The organism is Acinetobacter bereziniae, from assembly GCF_016576965.1.
Lineage (GTDB): Bacteria > Pseudomonadota > Gammaproteobacteria > Pseudomonadales > Moraxellaceae > Acinetobacter > Acinetobacter bereziniae.
This window is the reverse complement of sequence record NZ_CP066119.1, coordinates 1,479,432-1,500,576: the sequence shown is the minus strand read 5'-3', so window position 1 is coordinate 1,500,576 and position 21,145 is coordinate 1,479,432. Positions and strand designations below refer to the sequence as shown.

At 44.3% G+C, this 21,145-nt stretch carries 25 protein-coding genes and 1 pseudogene; 6 read left to right on the top strand and 20 right to left on the bottom strand.

The features are described from left to right. Nucleotides 1-18: 18 nt before the first annotated feature. From I9192_RS07015 to I9192_RS06975, 9 genes are all read right to left on the bottom strand, one after another. The gene (locus tag I9192_RS07015) at nt 19-651 is read right to left on the bottom strand and encodes a hypothetical protein (RefSeq protein WP_200150263.1); all 633 of its coding nucleotides are present in this window, start codon (nt 649-651) and stop codon (nt 19-21) included. A gap of 17 nt (nt 652-668) precedes the next feature. Next, nucleotides 669-989 carry a hypothetical protein gene (locus tag I9192_RS07010; RefSeq protein ID WP_005030216.1) on the bottom strand — a complete coding sequence of 107 codons (321 nt, stop codon included), beginning with the start codon at nt 987-989 and terminating at the stop codon, nt 669-671. Nucleotides 990-998: 9 nt separating this feature from the next. Next, a complete protein-coding gene (locus tag I9192_RS07005) occupies nt 999-1,715 on the bottom strand; it encodes a TIGR04255 family protein (RefSeq protein ID WP_005030219.1) in 717 nt (238 codons plus the stop codon). A 748-nt stretch (nt 1,716-2,463) separates the two neighbouring features. Beyond that, nucleotides 2,464-3,384 (bottom strand): hypothetical protein, encoded by a 921-nt coding sequence (locus I9192_RS07000; RefSeq protein ID WP_005030221.1) that lies wholly within the window; start codon nt 3,382-3,384, stop codon nt 2,464-2,466. A 79-nt stretch (nt 3,385-3,463) separates the two neighbouring features. Beyond that, nucleotides 3,464-3,712, bottom strand: a complete 249-nt coding sequence (locus I9192_RS06995) for a hypothetical protein (protein ID WP_005030223.1) — start codon at nt 3,710-3,712, stop codon at nt 3,464-3,466. Further along, nucleotides 3,709-4,029 carry a hypothetical protein gene (locus tag I9192_RS06990; protein WP_005030225.1) on the bottom strand — a complete coding sequence of 107 codons (321 nt, stop codon included), beginning with the start codon at nt 4,027-4,029 and terminating at the stop codon, nt 3,709-3,711. The genes I9192_RS06995 and I9192_RS06990 overlap by 4 nt, the downstream gene beginning before the upstream one ends. Nucleotides 4,030-4,107: 78 nt before the next feature. Beyond that, on the bottom strand, nt 4,108-4,833 hold the full coding sequence (locus tag I9192_RS06985; protein ID WP_200150262.1) for a phage antirepressor KilAC domain-containing protein: 726 nt from the start codon (nt 4,831-4,833) through the stop codon (nt 4,108-4,110). Then, entirely contained in the window at nt 4,830-4,985 is a 156-nt protein-coding gene (locus I9192_RS06980; protein ID WP_005030229.1) for a hypothetical protein, read from the bottom strand. The genes I9192_RS06985 and I9192_RS06980 overlap by 4 nt, the downstream gene beginning before the upstream one ends. Next, nucleotides 4,975-5,166 (bottom strand): hypothetical protein, encoded by a 192-nt coding sequence (locus tag I9192_RS06975; RefSeq protein ID WP_005030231.1) that lies wholly within the window; start codon nt 5,164-5,166, stop codon nt 4,975-4,977. Before I9192_RS06975 ends, I9192_RS06980 begins: the two co-directional genes overlap by 11 nt. Before the next feature lie 83 nt (nt 5,167-5,249). Here I9192_RS06975 and I9192_RS06970 point away from each other — a divergent pair, with 83 nt between their 5' ends. After that, entirely contained in the window at nt 5,250-5,702 is a 453-nt protein-coding gene (locus I9192_RS06970; RefSeq protein ID WP_005030234.1) for a helix-turn-helix domain-containing protein, read from the top strand. A gap of 182 nt (nt 5,703-5,884) precedes the next feature. Here the strand turns inward: I9192_RS06970 and I9192_RS22290 are convergent, their stop codons facing one another. Next, a complete protein-coding gene (locus I9192_RS22290; RefSeq protein WP_005030236.1) occupies nt 5,885-7,642 on the bottom strand; it encodes a hypothetical protein in 1,758 nt (585 codons plus the stop codon). A gap of 12 nt (nt 7,643-7,654) precedes the next feature. Further along, nucleotides 7,655-8,680 (bottom strand): IS30-like element ISAba125 family transposase, encoded by a 1,026-nt coding sequence (locus I9192_RS06960; protein ID WP_001988464.1) that lies wholly within the window; start codon nt 8,678-8,680, stop codon nt 7,655-7,657. Nucleotides 8,681-8,972: 292 nt separating this feature from the next. Between I9192_RS06960 and I9192_RS06955 the strand changes: the two are divergent. Then, nucleotides 8,973-9,218: pseudogene (locus tag I9192_RS06955) on the top strand (acyltransferase); the annotation flags it as partial. A gap of 249 nt (nt 9,219-9,467) precedes the next feature. On the opposite strand, the gene I9192_RS06950 reads toward I9192_RS06955, so the two are convergent. The 3 genes from I9192_RS06950 to groES form a co-directional block, all read right to left on the bottom strand. After that, nucleotides 9,468-10,997 (bottom strand): IS91 family transposase, encoded by a 1,530-nt coding sequence (locus I9192_RS06950; RefSeq protein WP_015056392.1) that lies wholly within the window; start codon nt 10,995-10,997, stop codon nt 9,468-9,470. Between the two features lie 188 nt (nt 10,998-11,185). After that, a complete protein-coding gene (gene groL, locus I9192_RS06945; RefSeq protein ID WP_004201176.1) occupies nt 11,186-12,826 on the bottom strand; it encodes a chaperonin GroEL in 1,641 nt (546 codons plus the stop codon). Between the two features lie 55 nt (nt 12,827-12,881). Beyond that, a complete protein-coding gene (gene groES, locus I9192_RS06940; RefSeq protein WP_004201172.1) occupies nt 12,882-13,172 on the bottom strand; it encodes a co-chaperone GroES in 291 nt (96 codons plus the stop codon). Between the two features lie 193 nt (nt 13,173-13,365). Here groES and cutA point away from each other — a divergent pair, with 193 nt between their 5' ends. Continuing rightward, nucleotides 13,366-13,695 carry a divalent-cation tolerance protein CutA gene (gene cutA / locus I9192_RS06935; RefSeq protein WP_004201171.1) on the top strand — a complete coding sequence of 110 codons (330 nt, stop codon included), beginning with the start codon at nt 13,366-13,368 and terminating at the stop codon, nt 13,693-13,695. Nucleotides 13,696-13,699: 4 nt separating this feature from the next. Then, on the top strand, nt 13,700-14,731 hold the full coding sequence (locus I9192_RS06930; protein ID WP_004201169.1) for a protein-disulfide reductase DsbD domain-containing protein: 1,032 nt from the start codon (nt 13,700-13,702) through the stop codon (nt 14,729-14,731). 10 nt (nt 14,732-14,741) lie between these two features. Here I9192_RS06930 and I9192_RS06925 read toward each other — a convergent pair whose 3' ends face one another. The 4 genes from I9192_RS06925 to I9192_RS06910 form a co-directional block, all read right to left on the bottom strand. After that, the gene (locus I9192_RS06925; RefSeq protein ID WP_004201168.1) at nt 14,742-15,380 is read right to left on the bottom strand and encodes a phosphoribosylanthranilate isomerase; all 639 of its coding nucleotides are present in this window, start codon (nt 15,378-15,380) and stop codon (nt 14,742-14,744) included. Between the two features lie 4 nt (nt 15,381-15,384). Continuing rightward, nucleotides 15,385-15,750 carry a bleomycin binding protein Ble-MBL gene (ble, locus tag I9192_RS06920; protein ID WP_004201167.1) on the bottom strand — a complete coding sequence of 122 codons (366 nt, stop codon included), beginning with the start codon at nt 15,748-15,750 and terminating at the stop codon, nt 15,385-15,387. A gap of 3 nt (nt 15,751-15,753) precedes the next feature. Continuing rightward, the gene (locus I9192_RS06915; RefSeq protein ID WP_004201164.1) at nt 15,754-16,566 is read right to left on the bottom strand and encodes a subclass B1 metallo-beta-lactamase NDM-1; all 813 of its coding nucleotides are present in this window, start codon (nt 16,564-16,566) and stop codon (nt 15,754-15,756) included. Nucleotides 16,567-16,666: 100 nt separating this feature from the next. Further along, nucleotides 16,667-17,692 (bottom strand): IS30-like element ISAba125 family transposase, encoded by a 1,026-nt coding sequence (locus I9192_RS06910; protein WP_004994718.1) that lies wholly within the window; start codon nt 17,690-17,692, stop codon nt 16,667-16,669. Nucleotides 17,693-17,942: 250 nt separating this feature from the next. On the opposite strand from I9192_RS06910, the gene I9192_RS06905 reads away from it, so the two are divergent. Further along, nucleotides 17,943-18,449: a hypothetical protein gene (locus I9192_RS06905; RefSeq protein WP_005030238.1), complete on the top strand. Its 507-nt coding sequence runs from the start codon at nt 17,943-17,945 to the stop codon at nt 18,447-18,449. Nucleotides 18,450-18,451: 2 nt separating this feature from the next. Here I9192_RS06905 and I9192_RS06900 read toward each other — a convergent pair whose 3' ends face one another. Both I9192_RS06900 and I9192_RS06895 read right to left on the bottom strand, forming a co-directional pair. Beyond that, nucleotides 18,452-18,670, bottom strand: coding sequence for a YodC family protein (locus I9192_RS06900; protein WP_005030241.1), 219 nt, complete (start codon nt 18,668-18,670; stop codon nt 18,452-18,454). Nucleotides 18,671-18,791: 121 nt separating this feature from the next. Next, nucleotides 18,792-19,988, bottom strand: coding sequence for a Shedu immune nuclease family protein (locus I9192_RS06895; RefSeq protein WP_200150261.1), 1,197 nt, complete (start codon nt 19,986-19,988; stop codon nt 18,792-18,794). Nucleotides 19,989-19,999: 11 nt separating this feature from the next. Between I9192_RS06895 and I9192_RS06890 the strand changes: the two genes are divergently transcribed. Beyond that, nucleotides 20,000-21,078, top strand: a protein-coding gene (locus tag I9192_RS06890; protein WP_200149848.1) for an IS3-like element ISAbe6 family transposase whose coding sequence is annotated in 2 segments (ribosomal slippage) — nt 20,000-20,252 and nt 20,252-21,078 — 1,080 coding nt in all. Because the reading frame shifts where the segments join, the coding sequence is not laid out codon by codon here. Nucleotides 21,079-21,145 lie beyond the last annotated feature (67 nt).

The following is a 21,145-nucleotide window of genomic DNA, read 5'->3' as shown; positions in this document are numbered from 1 at the left end:
GTTTAATTTATGAAAATATTAAAAACATACATTTGCATCTCTATCCACCTTGTCATGAAAACGACATAAGTTTACTGAGATTTGAAATGTAAAAAGATAAGAAAAGAATTGATTCAAAGATCTAACATGTTGTTTGATATCAAGTACTATTCTTGGTAAAGAATAAGCTTTATCTAATTGAACTATATAACCTTTTTCATGCGGAGCATATTTACCATTACTATCTATTGGTAAATGAAATAAGTTGGTAATTTTATATTGCATTAAATTTTGATTAAAACTTTTAAGCTCATCTTCCGTAGCTCCCTCTCTTCTTAAAAGGGCCTCATATTTTTCCAAGCTTATTACTGGAGCTAATAGGCAATCTAAAGGAATTCTTCTTGAATTAGCTACATCAATATCACACGTATTACTTAAAATAATACATTGTGGTACGACTGCTGTGCATAATTGATTATTTTTCCAATAAGAAAAGGGTACATTTCTTACAAGATCCCCTTGTAAGAAATACTCATTTTTAAAAGGGCTAAATGGGTCTTGAGTAATTCTTTCGTTTTGTACGAAATCCTTTAAAGCTGCATCAAAATTCTTCCTTGTAGCATCAGTTAAGTAATTAGGAAGTAATCGAGAAAACTTATCAGTAGCAACCACTCTAAGACCCTATATAATCAGAATAAATCTAGTATGTTATCTGATAGGATTTTAGCAAATTTTTCATTTAAAGGCTTTGAATCTTTTGATATTTTTTCAAAAACTTGAATCATCAGATTATCCGTTTCATGAATATTAAACTGATTGGATAAAACTACAGATGAAAAAGTTTGAGAAGTCTTATTTAAATCAATCTGTGGTGTTTTATACAATGCTTCATAATTACTAGGCATACTATGATTAGCATAAGTGCTAATAGATGCACCACCCAAAGCTGTTGCAAATATTACGCCAGTTAGAGTTGGAGTAATTGAAGCACGAACATTCAAACTGCTCATAAATATCTCCTAATTTTTATTTTGATAAATTGTTGAGTAGATTTGCTTTGCTTTAGTATGCAAAATTTCTAGACCTTCTAAAAAATCAGCATCTACATTTTCTGAACCACTTATTCCTTTATTGCTAATCACATCGATAATAAATAATGTTCCTGCTAATCTCCTAGTTTCGCCAGTAATATCACTTCTATTTTCAAGCTCTACATGTGAAGATATATCAGTAATGCTAATGAAATCACCTTCTTTAATTTCGGTTTTCAAGGAGAGTTTTTCACTTTCATTTAAATCTTTATTACCAATCTTTAATGAAATATTTAGGTCCTTTAGGGCCAATTCCGTTGGAATTAGATTCGTATATTTCAACGAAAATCTTTGAATTTCATTAACTTTATCTTTTCTTTTTAAAATTTCAATAATTTGTAAAGGAATTTCTTTGAAGTCACACCATCCTTTATATTGAGAATCTAATGTGTTCATTAATACAATTAGTGCGCCATCAGAAATCCATAGAGAAAATAATGAATAGTTAACTCTATATGATGGAACGTAATAAAACTCTTGTTGTTGAGCCTTTAACTCAGCAGGAAATTGCAAGCCATCAGCATGAATAATACTTAAATGATTGCCGAATACTTGGTTAATCGCTATCAATAATTCCGTAGCAAAATTATTTTTAGGTGCGAACCTAACTTCGAAAACCACTTCTATTAGTGGACTTGATGACATGAAATTACCTTTAAAATTCATTCTTAATACTATGCGAACTTAGTCAAAACCTAAAAAGTTCTCAGAGAAATAGTTATAGTAGCCTTTAGACTATATTAGGCAATATTAGACATTTATAAAATCAGTGTCAACTTAGATAAATTAATAAAGTCAAAGGATAAAAAAATATAAAGCGTCAAATTCTGTCGAGAAGCGTCATCAATCTGTTGTTATTTGGCTTTTATAAGTGTAATGCAACTAAGCCTGCACCACCTTCCCACACTTCCTACACTCTCTCACTGTGAAGAAATCTGAATATTCCCAAACGTGTCGGCAGAGGATTTGTTTTATTACCTTCATTTTGTCACCCAAAATATCAAAACATTTCCATTCAAAATCATATCCTTATGAAACATTTTTAAATAAAAATGTCAAAGGTTTTGGCAACAAAAAAGCCCACATTTCTGTGAGCCTCTTCTGACTTAACTGATTCACTTTGCATTTTGTCTATGCGCTAATACCCACTGAATCTAGGGGGTTGGGGTTGTCCTTTCATTGTTCCCGTCACCATCTCGTAAATTGCTAAGGCACTTGGACATTCGAGAATACCTTGTTAGTCGTGTCGTCTACTTACAACTTGCACGACTATAACAGAAATATGCCATATGCTTTGATCAAGGTCAAGAATCATTTGGATGCCAAAATCAAACCGTATTACAAGTTTAACCAATGAATACAAAGAGCATCTCTTGGATACTTGCCCAGTTAATCACAATACCCCTTTAATTCTCTGACTAATACTCTCTATAAAACCATTCAATTTTTTCAGTTCATCACTCTTATTAAACAGTACAGATAATTTCGAAAGATTCTCTTTTGTAAGAAGTCTGTTCCCATAAGTACAAAACTCTTTCAACTCACGCAAATTATGGTCGTATAGCCGTAAATCCTTAACAAGGTTTTTAAATACATCATTAGGCATACCCGCAGGATCTCTTATCTCCCGATGTATCTTTTCAAAATATGCTTTTAACTTTTCAGCTTTATGCCAATTTGCTACGATATCAAAATGCTCAATCACGGCGACAGTAACAATTTTGGTATCACTTACATAACTCTTATTCATACCTTCATTAAAAATTTCTTCGATCTCTCGCTCTTCCTCAGTCTTAAATCTTTCTTCAGTTATCACACCATTTGAAGAAACTCTACTTCGAATTACTTGAAGCATCCAATAATCAAATGCTTCACCATTGAACCCCTTTACGGCTTTTTGAATATCAATAAAAGTTAATGGTCCTGATTGAAGCAATACGTTTTCAAAAGTCTGTTTAAGTTCAGGCAACTTTGTAAATGTATCTTTAATAAATTGATGTTGTTCTGCACGTTCTCTTTGGCTTTTGAACTCACGTTCTTTATTTGTGAAATCCACACCAAAATTATTCTTACCGCATTTATTCCCAATAATGATTTCCTTGCCATTCGATAAGGTCACAACGTACCCCATTAAATGTTTAGTGCCACATTGAGCAATTCCACATTTCACACGTTCTTTTAACTGGTAATGTGCAACAAGCTCTTTGAGCTTAATTCCATCTTCCTGTTTAGAAATGACCGCAGACTCTATAAAATTTGGACGAGTTAAAATTTCGTTAAAATCATGAATCTGTTTAAATTGTTGTTCTGACATTTTTCCCCCTTGTAATTTTAGTGGGTATATTCAAATTAATTGTAAGGATTAGCCCTGCTCAAGCAAGGCTGAGTCCTGATTACTTTGGAAAATATTTATTCTGATATTCCTCTCGATCTACATCAAACAGGTTTGCCCAGCTTTCAGCATGACAACGAGCAACATGAGCCAGCTTCTTAATATCTCCATGTTTATCTGCTTTTTCTTCAATAACTTTGCACATGACATTGAGCTGTTCAGCAACATCACTGGCATAAGAAATTAGCTCAATCATGTGCTTCAGATCAGCTTCAATCACAGCTACAGGTTCTTTGATGGTTATATTCATTCCCCTGCTCCCTGTTGTTTTTCTAAGTAAGCATTTCCAACCATACCTAATCGTACTTTAGCTTGTTCTGCCAGCTGTAACATATCTTTTAGATATTCAATACAATTAGCTGAGCAATCGAGTAACTGTAAAAATGCTTCCGCACCTTCTTCACTATGGATTGTAGGTTCTAATAACTCATCGAATGACTTGGTTAATGATGCCAATGTCAACCGGCGCATCATGCCGACTTCATCAGTTTCATATTGCTGGATCTGTTCAAAGCTCAGTAAAGCAGCAAAGTTGATATTGCGATGTATTTGAGTCATACTGTTCATCGTTAATATTCCTTAATGTTAGCAATCCAAAAGCCCTTGATTCCGCCAAGTTTCGTGAGGGCTTTTTTATTGTTTGAATTAATCATTTTTATTACCTAATAATTTAGAAAGTCGAGTTAGTCCTTTTGGTGTAACTCTTACTTGCTCTGTGATTTTGCTTGAACCATCTGGCATTTGGATATCTCGTACTTTATGTTCTAAATAACCGGCTTTAATCTTTTCCTGATAACCAACCCAGTGTTTACTACCTGTCCGTTTATAGAACCAGTCATTCAGATTTAGCCACTTGTTAAATTTGTGTGGTTCTTGCTGTAAAGTCTTAGCTGCATCCGTTAAGCACAAACTTCCATCTGCTGTTGCAATTCGGTCAAAGGCATCAATAGTTGGTTGCATAACTTCAACTTTCTGTTCAAGTTCAACCATTTTCTCTGAGTACCCGAGTAGTAAGCCACGTAAAATATTTGGGTCCGACAGTGCCTGCATCGGATCAACAGGTTTTACCACTTGTGCTTCAAGTTCTTGCCAACGGTCTACCAAACGAGCCGTAAACTCTGGGCAAAGTTGAGCAACTACGATGATGCTGTCACGTTTGCCTTGTTCTCCACTGAATTTATATACTTGAGTTGTGCGAATACGCCCCATAGCATCTTTAGATTGTTCATCCTCAATTTGAGGTTGGACAATAACATCTGTATTTAAAAGACTTTCGATAGTGCGTTTAACATTGTCGTGGCGTTTCTCAACAAGTTCAGCAATTTCTAAACTATTCATAGATTGTGTTTGCAAAGGTACAATTGCATTCATGTTTTATCTCCTTCTTGAGCAATTAATAACTTAACAGCCTTATTAATTAAATAATTCATTGAACGTTCATCACGCTCACCTTTCGCCTTGAGTTGCTTATGTGAATCAACTTCCAAGCGGACTTTTACATATACAGATTCTTTAGATTTCATTTTGATTTCCATTCTTGATAGGTTCACTGACACCTTTTGGTTGGTTTTTAGGATATAATCCTTGCTGTATTAATGCGTTTATAAGTAAATGTTTGAACTGTCCACGAGTAGTACGGTTCTCGCGTTTTGCTGCTTGTTTGACGATATCTGCAATTTCGTCATCAATTGAAAAAGTATACATTTATTATCATTACCTCTCGTATTTGATAATTTATGATAGGTTAAGATAGGTTTTATAACTTGTCAATAAGTGAGACTAACTTTATGGAAAATTCTTTTAGCGAACGCTTAAAACATTTGCGTGCAAAAATGAATTTATCTCAACAACAATTAGCTGATCATGTTGGACTAAGCCGAAAACAAATATCTGATTATGAAGTGAAAAATAGTATTCCTCGTTCTGTTACTATTCACAAATTAGCGGAATTCTTAGGTACTACACCTGAGTTTCTACTTAAAGGCGAAAATTCAGGAACAAATGAATATTTAGTCGTTCCTATGGCAGGTGAGATATATGAAAAATTAAAACGAATTGCTCTTTTGAAAAATCGAAGTATTGAAGATGAAGCACAAGACTTATTAAAAGAAGCCTTAGTTAAAGAAGCTAGAGAAATAATTAATACTGATAAAGATGATTTGTCATCAGATATATTGGAACGAATTACTCGTCTTGAAAATTGGATTAATGATATTGATAAAAACAATCCCAAAAAGTAAGTCACTGCTGACTTATTTGTTAAAACTATAGTCTCCATAAAAAACCCATCTTGCTGTTAGGATGGGTTTATTACATCAAAAATACTAAGGTGTCATACAAGTGTCATATATAAATTAATTTGTGACACATAAAAGGCTTCTTGAACTATCTCATGTGTCACATATGTGTGACATATAATTAATTACTTGTTTTTTTTGGGATTAATTTTATTTGTAATAGCAATTATTCTTTTAGCAAGATTGGTCAAATCTAATGTTTTAACAGATCGTACTTCGTAGCCCCTTTCAGATAAAAGTTGCTCTACTGATTTACTGTGCGATTCGACGTATTTACCATTTACATAGATTTCTTCCCACAATTCAAAAGCAAGTTTCAATTCTGGCGCATGATTGGGATGATCTGGCTGAAGAACAGGGTGTTTGTTTATATGTTCGGCAAATGTACTGGGTTTTTCTTGAGGGACAACATCTCTAACTTCTTTCAATTTAGGATGCATGTCATACCATTCATCACTAAATATTTTAGGTTGGGACTCTCTATAATTTCGTAAAGTATCATTTACCTCTTTTATATTTAAATCGCCATAATTAGCCGAACCAAAGACCTTATTGCCAGAGCAGATATTAACTTTTAAATCATTTAAAGCTTTAAAATTATAAAGGCTATTTATTTCAATATTAATATGCCCTAATTCACACATCAAATCATCATCGTATCCATTTTCAAATCTTGTGCTATTAAACTTTTTATCACTTAAAATATTTAAAATGTGATGTACAGCCTTTGTAGAGCTATATGCATCTAAAGCGATGCAATTTATTTTATTAATATTAACATATACTATAGTTTGACTTTCAAATTCATTCAAAAGTAGAAATGTAGATAACTCATAAATTAACATATCAAATGTATGGCAAAAATCCTCAATAAGATATACAAGTGAACAAAACTTATCATTATTACTTTTCAATAAATCAGATACATATAAATTTTTATTATTTGTTTTTTCTAATACATTTGGTTGCTTTTGTAATTGCTTTATTTCATATTTCAATTTTTCATTTTCTTTTAATAGATGATCTTGTTGCTGATTAGGTAGCTTGAACAATATAGTAGATTCAAAATATTGAATATCTCTATCTTGGGATAAAAAAAGATCTGATAATATTTTAGTATCAAAAATTGTGATATGAAGTAGTTCATAATCACTTGCAGAAAAATCATTACTTACACTTATTTTTTTCAGTATAGAGTGAACAGATGGATTGTCCTTATCGATGTTCATGGGATTATGTAATGATTCTATAATCCTTAAAATATTTTCTTCTTGTTCTTTTCTTAAAAATCCATCTTTAACATAAATATAAGAAAATATAAAATCCCCAATAATTTTTGTACTTTTCAAATAGTGATTTGATATTAATAAGATTAAATCAAAAAGTGATATCTGTTTTGCTCTTTTAATTTCTGGAAGAATGTTGTTATTCCAATAAGATAAGTACATTTCTGTAGGTTTGGAATCTATAACATTGGACCTTCCACCTATACTTGATACTTCTACTATTTGAGTCGGAGTAAGTATATCTTTAAGTTCTTGGAATTGAGTTAGATCAGATCTTTTCCAATAATATTTTTCTCCTTTTAACTTGACATCATCAAGAATTCCCTCTTTATCTTTATTCAGATCATTTATTTCATAAATTAATTCTTCAATTATATCTTGCATAACAGCATACATTCCATGTAATAGATATACCTCATTTATTTGATAGAATGCATTTAAATGATAAAGCTTTAACGTACCTGTATGAGCATTTATATGGCCTAGGTATGCCCCTATTTCTGCATAACTATTTGTATGACTTAACAATTGAATCAGCTTCCACACCCCAATATATGTATCGTTAATATGTTTAGCTTTCTCATCCAACAATCCCATACATCGGCGAATTCAAACATGAGGTGCGACAGTTTCAAAAGCCATATGATAATCAACAAGCTGAGCAAATTTCTCTAATGGTGTAAGCCAATCTAACGCCTTTCTAGGACGAGTATTCAGTGACATGGCAACTTGATTTAAATAATGCTGATCTGCCTGATTTAAATCAATCCCTTTAGGTAAATATTGCCTAATTAAACCATTCATATTTTCGCATGTGCCTTTTTGCCAGGGTGAATGTGGGTCACAGAAATATACATCTATGCCTAAATCTTCTTCGAGTATTTTATGTTCTGACATCTCACGTCCACGGTCATAGGTCAACGTTTTACGCAGTTCTGCAGGTAAATATTTCAGAGCTTCAGTTAAAGCCTTGCGCACTGATTCTGCCTTTGCATCAGGTAATGTTGCCAAGATACAGAGCCGTGTATTTCGTTCAATAAGTGTTGCTATCGAACTTTTATTGTCTTTACCTTTAATTAAATCAGCTTCCCAATGACCCGGTATTTTTCTTTCTTGAACTTCGGCTGGGCGCTCATGAATAGTTTTAATATCCTGTAATATAGAATCTTTTTTAGGTTCACCGTTAGCTTTTCGCTTTTTATTTTCATGACGTAGACAGGATAATAAGTCTTTTTTCAACTCACCCTTGGGTAATGCTCGTATCGTTGAATAAATCGTTGTATGGCTTACATTCATTGTTTGATCCAAATCAGGAAATGTCTTTAAACGCTTTGCTATTTGCTGAGGAGACCATAAACAACGGATCGCTTCAACAATAAATTTCCAGAGGATTGAATCGATTTTGAGTTTTCTGTGACCACGTCTACGTCTAGCAAAAGTGTTATCAGAAGCATATTGAGCTTGATAAACGTCATTGATGCTATTTCTTTTAAGCTCACGATAGATCGTACTAGGATGTCTTTTAATGAGTTCAGCAAATTTTCTGGCTGAAAAGCCTTCTTTTCTTGACTCAAGCATTAATGCAGTACGATCTTCAAAGTTAAGATGATGGTATGACAATTTTATATACTCCATAAACCCTTTAAATTAATTAGGTGGTTTATGTCGCACTTCAAGTTTTACTCTGCCCTCCATTGTTTTCAATTTATCGGATTTCTAAAAACATGAGATATATGTTTCAATAAAAGTTTTTAAGAACTTTATACACCAAATACCAATGCTTCACTTATGATAAAGTGGATTAAAATTGCAGAAAATGGGTAAATCCATAAAAAATGTCAACATCTTCAAATATACAATTGTATTTCAATTTCCGTTGTTTATAGTTGGAACATTTTTTTAAATCTCTACACTCAAGGTTAGATTTATGTCTACTGCTCATAAAAAAGCATCCTTATTGCAAAAAGTCAGTAAAGGACTCACAGTTGGTTCAGTCATTACAGGAAGCACGTTTTTACATGGTCCCCCTGTTTTGGCACTCGGTTTTACCAAGCTGTTTAAAAAATCAAAAAAAGTAGACGAAACCAATATTCAATTGGCCAATAGCTGGATTGGTGTAAACAACCACCTGATTGAAAAGGTGCTGCCAAACCTAAAGTGGGATATGGGTATAGGAAGTTCAACCGCCCTTTTTGGCGAGTCTGGCGGGTAGGAAGCGGCCGCGCAAGCGCCGCTTTGGGCACAGATCGGGCACAGATCGGGGGTTCATGCGTGGGTTTTCGACATCGCGGGGCCACGCAGCGGCTCAGTGCGTAGCCATTTCTCACCGAATCCCGGCACAGGGCCGAGCGCAGCCCTGCGGGGTCGTGGCCGCATCGGATCGGACTCTGGCTTGGCTGCCGGCTGTGTGGCCGGCGCCTCATCACGCGGCGGGCGGCGGGGCGCGCGCTGCGGGCCGGTAGTGCGCTTGCTCCAGCGCGCCGTGTTTCTCGAAGTGGGCGAGGATGGCGCGAATGGCCTTGGGGTCTTCGATGCTGGCGACGATCCGCACCGCGCCGCCGCAGTGGGCGCAGGTGGTGATGTCGATGGAAAAGACCCGCTTGAGCCGTTGCGCCCAGCTCATCGCACGGCGCTTCTGCTCGGGGCTGCGCGGCTCGTCGTGGGCGCTGACGTCCACTGGCGCCGCATCGCCCGCAGGCCGCCTGCCGCGCCCCGAGGGCGTCAGCTGCGCGCGCAGGTTTGCATTCGGGGCGAATACGCCGTGGAAGCGGGTGAGATGCGCGCGTGGCGGCGGGACCAGTGCCGCCAGCTTGGCGATGAAGTCCACCGCATCCCATTCGACATGCGTGGTGCCATTGCGCCACGGCGTCTTGAGCTGGTAACGCACCCTGCCCTGTGGCGAGATCGATAGCCGCTGCTCGCTGATCGCCGGGCGCGTGATGTAGCGGCACAGCTTTTCGAGCTTGTGGCTTTCGTGTGCTTCCGCGGCCACGCCGGCATGCAGCGAGAAGCCGCCGACCTTGCCGGCGTCGCCCTCCAGCGGACCGGCGTCGCCAGGCAGCGTTTGCAGCGTGACGACCTTGCGGCCAGCGTCGCGACCGGTGGCGATGCGGTAGGTCATCGAACTCATCCGCAGCCCATCCATGCCGTCGTCGCTACCCGCGCTGTCGGACAGGAACACGGATTCGTCTTCGCCTTCGAGCCAGCCGCGGCGCGACAGGTGCCGGCACACGCGATGCGCGATGGTGTTGGCCAGTTCCGTCAGTTGCGCCGATGTGGGCGCACGGGTGCGGTGCAGGCGCGGCTTGCGCTGCGGACGCTCGGTGGTGTCCTCGTACACGCCGTCGAGCCACAGCATGTGGAAGTGGATGTTGAGATTCAGCGCGCTGCCGAAGCGCTGGATCAGGGTCACCACGCCGCATTGCGCCGTATCCCGCGGCACGCCGGCCTGATCGGCAAGCCAACCGGCGATCACACGATGCACGATGCCCAGCACCGGGCCGATCGCCTCAGGCTTGCTGGCGAACAGGAAGCGCAACGGGTACGGGAAACTCAGCACCCATTGCCGCACCGGCCGCGGGCCGAACACCTCGTCCACCAGATGCCGCGCCGACTCGGCCATGCGCCGTGCGCCGCAGCTCGGGCACAGCCCGCGCTTCTTGCAGGAATACGCCACCAGCCTCTCGGCACGACAGTGCTCGCAGACCACGCGCAGGAAGCCGTGCTCGAGCACGCCGCAGCGCAGGTAGGTCTCGAACTCCTCGCGCACATACTCGGGCAGCGGGCGGTCTTCGGCCTCAAGACGCGCGATGAAGTCCGGGTAGTGCGCCTGCACTAGCGCGTACAGCAGCGTGCGCTCGGGCAGGTGGCGCGCGTAACGCGCAGCGGCGTGGGCGGCCGGCAGTGGCGCGCACACCTCGGCCTGCCGCCGGGGTGCGGTCAGGCGCGGCACGCAGCGCTCCGTTGCAGGGACGGCTGCTCAGGGTTGCGCCCGCGAGCACGCGTTCATATCGGCGTTTTCTGATCTTCGCGTCAGACATTGCCGCGGGGCGGGTAGGAAGTCTCCCGCCTCGGACGCCAGAACGCACAAAGCCCGGCACGAGGCCGGGCTTTGTGGTCTTGCTTGATGGATCGCGGGGCTTAGAAATCCATGCCGCCCATGCCGCCCATGCCGCCGCCGGCCGGCATCGCCGGCTCGTCCTTCTTCGGGGCCTCGGCCACCATCGCTTCGGTGGTGATCATCAGGCCCGCGATCGACGCGGCGTTCTGCAGCGCGGTGCGGGTGACCTTGGTCGGGTCCAGGATGCCGAACTCGATCATGTCGCCGAACTCGCCGTTGGCGGCGTTGTAGCCGAACGCACCCGAACCTTCGACCACGCGGTTGAGGATGACCGACGGCTCATCGCCGGCATTGGTCACGATCTCGCGCAGCGGGGCTTCCATCGCGCGCAGGGCGATCTGGATGCCGTGGTTCTGGTCTTCGTTCACGCCCTTGATGCCGGCGATCGCCGCCTTGGCACGGATCAGGGCGACGCCGCCGCCCGGGACGATGCCTTCCTCGACGGCCGCACGGGTCGCGTGCAGGGCGTCTTCGACGCGCGCCTTCTTTTCCTTCATCTCGACTTCGGTGGCGGCACCGACCTTGATCACCGCAACGCCGCCGGCCAGCTTGGCCACGCGCTCCTGCAGCTTCTCGCGGTCGTAGTCGGAGGAGGTCTCCTCGATCTGCGCCTTGATCTGCTTGATGCGCGCCTCGATGCCCGCGCCTTCGCCGGCGCCATCGATGATGGTGGTGTTTTCCTTCGACACCTGGATCTTCTTGGCGCGGCCGAGGTCCTTGATGGTGGCCTTCTCCAGCGACAGGCCGACTTCCTCGGAAATCACCACGCCGCCGGTCAGGATCGCCATGTCTTCCAGCATCGCCTTGCGACGGTCGCCGAAGCCCGGGGCCTTCACCGCGCAGACCTTGACGATGCCGCGGATGGTGTTGACCACCAGGGTCGCCAGCGCTTCGCCTTCGACTTCCTCCGCCACGATCAGCAGCGGCTTGCCGGCCTTGGCCACGCCCTCGAGGACGGGCAGCAGGTCGCGCACGTTGGAGATCTTCTTGTCGTACAGCAGGATGAAGGGATCATCCAGGTCGGCCGACATCGACTGCTGGTTGTTGACGAAGTACGGGCTCAGGTAGCCGCGGTCGAACTGCATGCCCTCGACCACGTCGAGTTCGTTGTCCAGGCCGCTGCCTTCCTCGACCGTGATCACGCCTTCCTTGCCGACCTTGTCCATCGCCTGCGCGATCAGGTCGCCGATGTTGGCATCCGAGTTCGCGGAGATCGCGCCGACCTGGGCGATTTCCTTGCTGGTCGACGACGGCTTGGACAGCGACTTCAGTTCGCCGACCGCGGCCTTCACCGCCTGGTCGATGCCGCGCTTCAGGTCCATCGGGTTCATGCCGGCGGCGACCGCCTTCATGCCCTCGCGGATGAACGCCTGCGCCAGCACGGTGGCGGTGGTGGTGCCGTCGCCGGCGTTGTCGGAGGTCTTGGAAGCGACTTCCTTCACCATCTGCGCGCCCATGTTCTCGAACGCGTCAGCCAGTTCGATTTCCTTGGCGACGGAGACGCCGTCCTTGGTGATGGTCGGCGCGCCGTAGCTCTTCTGCAGCACGACGTTGCGGCCCTTCGGGCCGAGGGTCGCCTTCACGGCGTTGGCGAGCACGTTGACGCCGCGCACCATCTTGGAGCGCGCGTCTTCGCCGAAACGAATGTCCTTGGCAGCCATTGCGAATTACCTCGAAAAATTATTCGGATGAGAAATGTGTGGGAGCGACGCGCGATCAGCCGAGGATCGCGAACAGGTCGTCTTCCTTCACCACCAGCAGCTCGACGCCGTCCAGCTTCACTTCGGTGCCGCTGTACTTGCCGAACAGCACCTTGTCGCCGACCTTGACCTGCGGCGCGCGGACCTGGCCGTTGTCCAGCACCTTGCCGGTGCCGACGGCGACGACTTCGCCCTTGATCGGCTTCTCGGTGGCCGAATCCGGGATCACGATCCCGCCGGCGGACAGCTTCTCTTCTTCCATGCGCTTGATGACCACGCGGTCGTGCAGCGGCTTGATATTGGACATGGCAACCTCGGTAAATGGTTGATTGACGTGGAAAAACCCGGCGATTTTAGCAGTCGCGCGAAGCGAGTGCCAAACCGCGGACAACAGAACCGGGCGAACCCGGCATGCCACCGAGATGGGGCGGGCCCGCCGACTTTCAAGGGCCGCACGCGGATGTCCGCCAGGCCCGCCGGATCGGGGCAGCCGCTACCCTATGCCGGTGAGCGCCCTGATCTGCTTCTGCACCTGTCCCGACGCCGACAGCGCCGAGCGCATCGCCACCGCGCTGGTGGCCGAGCGCCTGGCCGCCTGCGTCAACCTCCTGCCCGGCCTGCGTTCGGTCTATCGCTGGCAACGCAAGGTCGAGGCCGCGGCCGAGGTCCTGCTGCTGGTCAAGACCAGTGCCGAGGCCTACCCCGCCCTGCAGGAACGCCTGCGCCAACTGCATCCCTACGAACTCCCGGAGCTGCTCGCGGTCGAAGCCGCGTCCGGCCTGCCCGAATACCTGCAATGGCTGGCCGCCGAGAGCCGACCGGTAAACTGAGCCAATGACCGCATCCACGATCCGCCTGCGCCGCTGGCTGGCCGGGCTCGCCCTGCTGCTTGCGCTGCCCGCGACCTCGGCCGTCGCCCAGGACTTCGAACTGCCGCCGGTCGACGAGGTCTTCGTCCTGTCCGCGCAGGCCACCGCGCCGGACCGCATCGAGGTGCGCTGGCGGATCGCCGACGGCTATTACCTGTACCGGCACCGCACCTCGGTCAAGGCCGATGCCGCCTTCACCGGCGCGACCATGGCGCTGCCGAAGGGCAAGGCCTACCGCGACGAATTCTTCGGCGACGTCGAAACCTACCGCAAGGAATTGCTCGGCACCCTCACCGGCACGCCCGCGGCCGGCGCGAGCGCGACCACCCTGACCGTGAAGTACCAGGGCTGCGCCGATGCCGGCGTGTGCTACCCGCCGCAGACCCGCACCCTGAAGGTCGCGTTGCCGGGCGAAGCGGGCGCTGGCGGCTTCGGCTGTAAGGCGCGCGGGCTGCATGATTATGTCGTCAAGAACGGCTCTGCCGATCATCCCAACGCCGAGGTGAAATTCGCACTGGGTGATGTGGTCAACACCATGATCGGCTGCACTAATGGTGAAACGATCATGCTGTGCCACGACACCTCGCTGCCGCGCCCCTATTCTCTCGGCTTTCGGGTGCAAGGCACCGAGGGGCTGTGGATGGACGTCAACAAGTCGATCTATCTGGAGGGCAAGAGCCCACAGCCGCACCGCTGGGAGCCTGCCGAGGGCTGGTTTGCGAAATACGATCACCCGCTATGGAAACGCTACGCCGATCTGGCGGCAGGGGCCGGGCATGGCGGGATGGACTGGTTCGTGATCCACGCTTTTGTCGAGGCGCTGAAGGCCAAGGCCCCGATGCCAATCGACATTTACGACGCGCTGGCCTGGAGCGCGATCACGCCTCTGTCGGAACAATCGATTGCTGAGGGCAATCGCACGTTAGATTTTCCCGACTTCACCCGAGGGCAGTGGCGCACCCGCAAGCCGATCTTTGCGCTGAACGACGCCTATTGATCGACGCGATTTAGGCCAAGCGCACCGCAAAGGCGAAATTGGTAATCTTGTCGGTATCCTTGACGCCCGGCGCGCTTTCGACGCCGCTGGAGGTATCGACCAGCGGCGCTCCGGTGCGCGCAATCGCCTCGGCAACATTCGTCGGATTTAGCCCGCCTGCCAGCCCCCACGGCAAGGCACCGCGATATCCGGCCAGCAGCGACCAGTCGAACGCCAACCCCATGCCGCCGGGCAGCGCGCCTTTGGGGGTCTTGGCGTCGAACAAGATCAAGTCCGCCGCCCCGGCATAGGCTGCGGCGCGTGCGACATCGCTGGCGCTGGCGACGGGCAGCGCCTTCCACACCGGCTTGCCAAACCGCGCGCGCAACTGGGCCACGCGTTCGGGCGATTCCGAACCGTGCAGCTGCAGCGCGTTCAGCTTGGCTGCCACCAGTGCGTCGGCGATGACAGCATCATCCGCATCGACGAACAAACCGACCATGGCGATCTGGCCAGCTGCGCGCGATGTCAAAGCGCCCGCGACATTCGACGTAACCGCACGGGGCGACGCTGGATAGAACACCAACCCGGCATAGTCCGCCCGCGCCGCGATGGTCGCATCGAGCGCCTCGGGTGTGCTGATCCCGCAAATCTTGATTTTCGCGGGCATGCGGTCAGTCGGGGTTCTGGATCAGCCGCACCAGCGTGCAGTCGGGATCGATCAGGTAGCCGATCCTCAGGCCGCTCGCCTCCAGTTGCGGAGCTTTGAAGCGCGGCCAGCCGGTGCTTTTTTCCTCGGCTCCCGCCGCGTTCACCAATGCCACCATGGCATCGAGATCATCCAACCGCAGGCAACAGCCGAACGAGCTCGTAGCTGGGTCGAGGTCAGGATAGGGGAAGAATTCGAGCTGCAAACCGCCGCGCTGCAGGATCATCCAGCCGCGATCCTTCCAACTCGTCGCAAAGCCCAGCTTCGCATAAAACGCCTCTGTCACATCGAAATCGCGCGATGGCAGATTGGGGGTGACGTGGTCAGCCATGGCTCAGCGCAGCTTGTCGGCCATGCGGGCCGTATGAGTGATTGCGGCGCGGCTATCGGGGGCGGAATGGCTCATCACGATCATGCTGGCCTTGGGGAACGCCGCACCAAACGCGCGCGCTGACGCGGCGTAGTGCTCAGTGTCGGCATCACCGAGATTGCCGAGCGACTTGGCCTTGCTGTCCTTGATCAGGCAGCCACCAAAAGCGATGTCGGTGCCGTCGATCCCAACGGTGATATTGTCACTGGTGTGGCCGGGGCCGGGGTAAAATACCTTGAGCGGGCCAAAGTTGGGCGCGGTTGCTGGTTCGACCCAGCCATTGGCGGCGAAAGTCAGGCTGTGTTGCGCCGCAACCATCCCCTCTTGCGGGGCAAGCTGGTTCGACAACGCATTGGCATAAGTCGCAATCCCCGCCGCATGCAGCGCGTCCATACCGCCCATCTTGTCCTGATGCGCGTGAGTCACCACCGCCAGCGCGACCGGCAGGTTGATCTCCTGCTTGATCCAGTTGAGGATCTGGGCGGTCTGGTCATCGGTCCAGGCGGTATCGACCACCAGCACGCGGCCGCCATCCCTGACGATCAAACCGTTGGAAGCGACTGCCCCGAAACCCGGCATGTCGAGATAGGAAGTGTGCTGCCAGACATTCGGTGCGAGCTGGCGGAAAACCAGATCGCCAAACCGTTGGTCGCCAGTTTCCATTTGCTGGCCAATCGTCGGGCGGATTTCACCGGGCATGCACCCGCTCAGCATCAATGCAGCGGCTAATGCGGTGCTCAGCTTCGCGACCGGGTGCATAATATTGGGCAATTCCATCAAGTTTTCCTTTTATTCAGCATTAAAAACCCCGCAAATGCGAGGCCTAGTAAATAGATGATCTTAATTTGGTTCACTGTAGCAAAAATATGGGGCGAATTCAAACATGAGGTGCGACAGTTTCAAAAGCCATATGATAATCAACAAGCTGAGCAAATTTCTCTAATGGTGTAAGCCAATCTAACGCCTTTCTAGGACGAGTATTCAGTGACATGGCAACTTGATTTAAATAATGCTGATCTGCCTGATTTAAATCAATCCCTTTAGGTAAATATTGCCTAATTAAACCATTCATATTTTCGCATGTGCCTTTTTGCCAGGGTGAATGTGGGTCACAGAAATATACATCTATGCCTAAATCTTCTTCGAGTATTTTATGTTCTGACATCTCACGTCCACGGTCATAGGTCAACGTTTTACGCAGTTCTGCAGGTAAATATTTCAGAGCTTCAGTTAAAGCCTTGCGCACTGATTCTGCCTTTGCATCAGGTAATGTTGCCAAGATACAGAGCCGTGTATTTCGTTCAATAAGTGTTGCTATCGAACTTTTATTGTCTTTACCTTTAATTAAATCAGCTTCCCAATGACCCGGTATTTTTCTTTCTTGAACTTCGGCTGGGCGCTCATGAATAGTTTTAATATCCTGTAATATAGAATCTTTTTTAGGTTCACCGTTAGCTTTTCGCTTTTTATTTTCATGACGTAGACAGGATAATAAGTCTTTTTTCAACTCACCCTTTGGTAATGCTCGTATCGTTGAATAAATCGTTGTATGGCTTACATTCATTGTTTGATCCAAATCAGGAAATGTCTTTAAACGCTTTGCTATTTGCTGAGGAGACCATAAACAACGGATCGCTTCAACAATAAATTTCCAGAGGATTGAATCGATTTTGAGTTTTCTGTGACCACGTCTACGTCTAGCGAAGGTGTTATCAGAAGCATATCGAGCTTGATAAACGTCATTGATGCTATTTCTTTTAAGCTCACGATAGATCGTACTAGGATGTCTTTTAATGAGTTCAGCAAATTTTCTGGCTGAAAAGCCTTCTTTTCTTGACTCAAGCATTAATGCAGTACGATCTTCAAAGTTAAGATGATGGTATGACAATTTTATATACTCCATAAACCCTTTAAATTAATTAGGTGGTTTATGTCGCACTTCAAGTTTTACTCTGCCATCTTATTCCAATTCATTGAAATCTAAACCCTAAATATACCCCAACTCACCCCACTTGTGGGGTAGAATTTTAAGGTAAGGTGATGTATTGTTTGAGGGTGGTTTTTTTGAAAAAGAATTAGACAACCTCTTAGTTAAAATTTAAAAATTCAATACTTTAGACCCTAAAATTTAAGAGTAATTATTGGAATTTATTATGATTCTGGATCGCAAACTTCAACTTGAATTACTTACTAAACTTAGTACAACATACCCAAAGCATTATGAATTAGATAAAGATTACTTATTTAAATCAGAAAAATACGAAAAAGTGATCATAAATTTATATTATCTTATGCAACATGGACTAGTTGAAAATAAAAGTTTAATGAAAACAACTGGGTTTGGTGGAAATTTTGGTCTGCAGTTTGAGCTACCAACCATTACACATAAAGGTATGGATTTTCTTGCTGATGATGGCGGTCTTTCAGCAATCTTAAATGTGGTGACTGTAAAATTTGAAGCTACTACTTTAAAAGCAATTTTAGCAAATCATATCCATCATTCCGATTTACCAGAAGAGAAGAAGAAAACAATGCTAGATACTCTCGATGAACTACCAGCAGAAAGTATTAAACACTTAACAACTAAGCTACTTGATGCCGGACTAGAAAACATACCGAGTGCAATTTTAATAATTTCTTCGTATTTAGGTTTATTTTAAAATTAAAAAGATGAACGTTCCGAGTTGCTCCAAACTTCGATGAAACCGGATTTAGGATCTTTAGGAATTAGGGTATCTTCATTAAATATAAACTGCTTTTGTTCATTTTCAACAAACCAAACGCATTCAACGTTCCCGCGCTCTTCAATCAATCTATTTATTGTCATTGCAGGACTACCTGATTTTAAATAGACAACATCTCCAATATTAAATTTACCCATATAATTATCTCCTGAAATTTTGACTTTTAGAAGATACCACTATACCCAACCATAATACAATGTGAAGTGATATAATTTAATTAAAATCCTATCTGAATTAGATCCACATCATAAACATAAGCTATTGATTATTTTGATTACTTCTAAGCATTGAAATAATATTTTTAACACGTCTCAATAAATCATCATAAGTCATAATATCTAAAACATTAGAGTATTTTCTTCTAATAAATTCAAAATCAAATTTATGCTTATCACTAAAATTATTATCTCTACCTAGAATTATTATTGCCTTAGGGTTTACTACCTTAATACTTAATCCACTTGGCAATTTATCCTTATACTTATCATTTATTGTACGCTCACCACTGGCACCCCATTTATTCAAATGAAATATATATTTCTCAACTTGCACAATTGAACCAGACAATTCATTTTTGGGTACATAATTATCCCTATAAAGTCTAGAAGTCAAAATTGCTTTTTCAAACGGTTTTTTTATTTCAACAATATCAATATTACCATTACAATCTATTAATGAAAAATCTATTTTTCTAGTTATGTCTCTTTTAGAATCGGTATAAAAATCCTTCACATTTAACTCTTTTATAACTTTAATATACTTTGGAAATATCAAAAGTAATAGATCTAATATTTTATCTTGCCAAACATTTTCTGAATATGACTCAGCCTCATTTAACATTTCAATCAATTCGTCATAGATAAACTCATATTTTTTAATTTCATATCCTTTAAAAGTATCTCTGATATATAAACTATTATCAGATTCTCGTCTAACAATTCTATTTTCAAGGTTTGACTTCAATCTTTTTTCAGCTTCAGACAGCCCTCCAAAATAATCATTGATTTCTCTTAATATTCTTATACGAGAATAATATTTTAGTTCTGTTGTATTAGGAAAGTTTTTTATTAAATTATTAAAATCCTCAATAGAAATAGCATCTTCTTTTTCACCACCAATAATAATTTCCTTACCATTCAATGCATCATCAATTTTTCTAAATATAGAAATATTATATGAAGCTATAAAGTTTTTTTTGGTAAAATTAAAATCCTTATAAATTAACAAATCATGACTAATTCCTAAAATATCTCTATCAATTGTATAATAATCATCATTAAGATTACCAAAAACAAACTTTATGCATTGATCTTCCTCATTAAACTTATCTAATTTACTAAAGGAAAAAACTCTATTAATAGTTACACTTCCTGTTGAGCTAAGTTTCTCATCTACCGGTAATCCCCCCTCAAAATAATTGAACTCAAAAGTAGAAAATCGAATAATCCTGTTCAAGGAGATTTTTTATGAAAACATCTAAATATTCAGATAGCTTAATCATGAGTATTTTAAAACAAGCTGAATCAGGAACACCTGTGCCTAACTTATGCCGTGAACATGGTATGAGTTCCGCTACATTTTATAAATGGAAAGCGAAATATGGAGGTATGGATATTTCAATGATGACACGACTTAAAGAATTAGAGGCTGAAAATGCTCGTCTGAAACGTATGTATGCTGACGAACGCCTTAAAGCAGATATTCTTCAGGATGCACTGTCAAAGAAGTTATAAAGCCTGTACAACGTAAATCTCTTGCTCAGCGAGCCGTTGAACAATTCAAGATTTCAGTGAGTAAAGCTTGCTTCATCTTTCAACTTAGTCAAACCTGTTATCGTTATAAAGCTCAATTAGATGAGCAAAATAAGATGATTGCAGACTGGCTACTGAAGCTTACCAATGAGAATAAGACTTGGGGCTTTCAGCTTTGCTTCTTATACCTACGTAATGTCAAAGGCTACTCATGGAACCACAAACGTGTTTATCGAATTTATAAGGAGCTTGAGCTTAACCTACGAATTAAACCCAACAAACGCATTCAGCGAATAAAGCCTGAACCGCTTACAGTACCATCAACACCAAATGAATCGTGGTCAATGGACTTTATGCATGACCAACTGAGTGATGGTCGCAGTTACCGAATTCACAATGTTATTGATGATTATAACCGTGAGTCACTGGATATATTGATTGATTTTTCTTTGCCAGCTCAACGAGTGCTGAGGGGATTAGACCAATTAATTGCATGGCGAGGTAAGCCAAAGCGTATCCGTAGTGATAATGGACCCGAGTATGTTAGTGATTTAATGCAAGCGTGGTGTACTCAACATGGAATTGAGCATGTGTTTACTCAACCAGGTCATCCACAACAGAATGCTTATGTTGAACGCTTCAACAGGACGGTTAGATATGAATGTTTGAATCAATATTTATTTCGAGAGCTTGAAGAAGTTGAAGACTATACAACGATATGGCAACACTTTTATAATCATGAACGACCACATATGTCAGTTGATGGTAAACCACCTAAATTTAAACAATCATAAGGACTTTGCCTTTCTACTTATAAAATCAATTAAAAATGGGAGTATTACCTACCCAACTCACATCATT

Bases quoted from the DNA above. Each gene is read 5' to 3' on its own strand.
- ble (WP_004201167.1), bottom strand. From the start codon at position 15,750: ATGGCTGACCACGTCACCCCCAATCTGCCATCGCGCGATTTCGATGTG.
- I9192_RS07010 (WP_005030216.1), bottom strand. From the start codon at position 989: ATGAGCAGTTTGAATGTTCGTGCTTCAATTACTCCAACTCTAACTGGC.
- I9192_RS06925 (WP_004201168.1), bottom strand. From the start codon at position 15,380: ATGCCCGCGAAAATCAAGATTTGCGGGATCAGCACACCCGAGGCGCTC.
- I9192_RS06910 (WP_004994718.1), bottom strand. From the start codon at position 17,692: ATGGAGTATATAAAATTGTCATACCATCATCTTAACTTTGAAGATCGT.
- I9192_RS06995 (WP_005030223.1), bottom strand. From the start codon at position 3,712: ATGAATATAACCATCAAAGAACCTGTAGCTGTGATTGAAGCTGATCTG.
- I9192_RS06990 (WP_005030225.1), bottom strand. From the start codon at position 4,029: ATGAACAGTATGACTCAAATACATCGCAATATCAACTTTGCTGCTTTA.
- I9192_RS06975 (WP_005030231.1), bottom strand. From the start codon at position 5,166: ATGTATACTTTTTCAATTGATGACGAAATTGCAGATATCGTCAAACAA.
- groES (WP_004201172.1), bottom strand. From the start codon at position 13,172: ATGTCCAATATCAAGCCGCTGCACGACCGCGTGGTCATCAAGCGCATG.
- I9192_RS22290 (WP_005030236.1), bottom strand. From the start codon at position 7,642: ATGGGATTGTTGGATGAGAAAGCTAAACATATTAACGATACATATATT.
- groL (WP_004201176.1), bottom strand. From the start codon at position 12,826: ATGGCTGCCAAGGACATTCGTTTCGGCGAAGACGCGCGCTCCAAGATG.
- I9192_RS06970 (WP_005030234.1), top strand. From the start codon at position 5,250: ATGGAAAATTCTTTTAGCGAACGCTTAAAACATTTGCGTGCAAAAATG.
- I9192_RS06985 (WP_200150262.1), bottom strand. From the start codon at position 4,833: ATGAATGCAATTGTACCTTTGCAAACACAATCTATGAATAGTTTAGAA.
- I9192_RS06930 (WP_004201169.1), top strand. From the start codon at position 13,700: ATGACCGCATCCACGATCCGCCTGCGCCGCTGGCTGGCCGGGCTCGCC.
- I9192_RS06960 (WP_001988464.1), bottom strand. From the start codon at position 8,680: ATGGAGTATATAAAATTGTCATACCATCATCTTAACTTTGAAGATCGT.
- I9192_RS06900 (WP_005030241.1), bottom strand. From the start codon at position 18,670: ATGGGTAAATTTAATATTGGAGATGTTGTCTATTTAAAATCAGGTAGT.
- cutA (WP_004201171.1), top strand. From the start codon at position 13,366: ATGCCGGTGAGCGCCCTGATCTGCTTCTGCACCTGTCCCGACGCCGAC.
- I9192_RS06915 (WP_004201164.1), bottom strand. From the start codon at position 16,566: ATGGAATTGCCCAATATTATGCACCCGGTCGCGAAGCTGAGCACCGCA.
- I9192_RS07000 (WP_005030221.1), bottom strand. From the start codon at position 3,384: ATGTCAGAACAACAATTTAAACAGATTCATGATTTTAACGAAATTTTA.
- I9192_RS06980 (WP_005030229.1), bottom strand. From the start codon at position 4,985: ATGAAATCTAAAGAATCTGTATATGTAAAAGTCCGCTTGGAAGTTGAT.
- I9192_RS07005 (WP_005030219.1), bottom strand. From the start codon at position 1,715: ATGTCATCAAGTCCACTAATAGAAGTGGTTTTCGAAGTTAGGTTCGCA.
- I9192_RS06905 (WP_005030238.1), top strand. From the start codon at position 17,943: ATGATTCTGGATCGCAAACTTCAACTTGAATTACTTACTAAACTTAGT.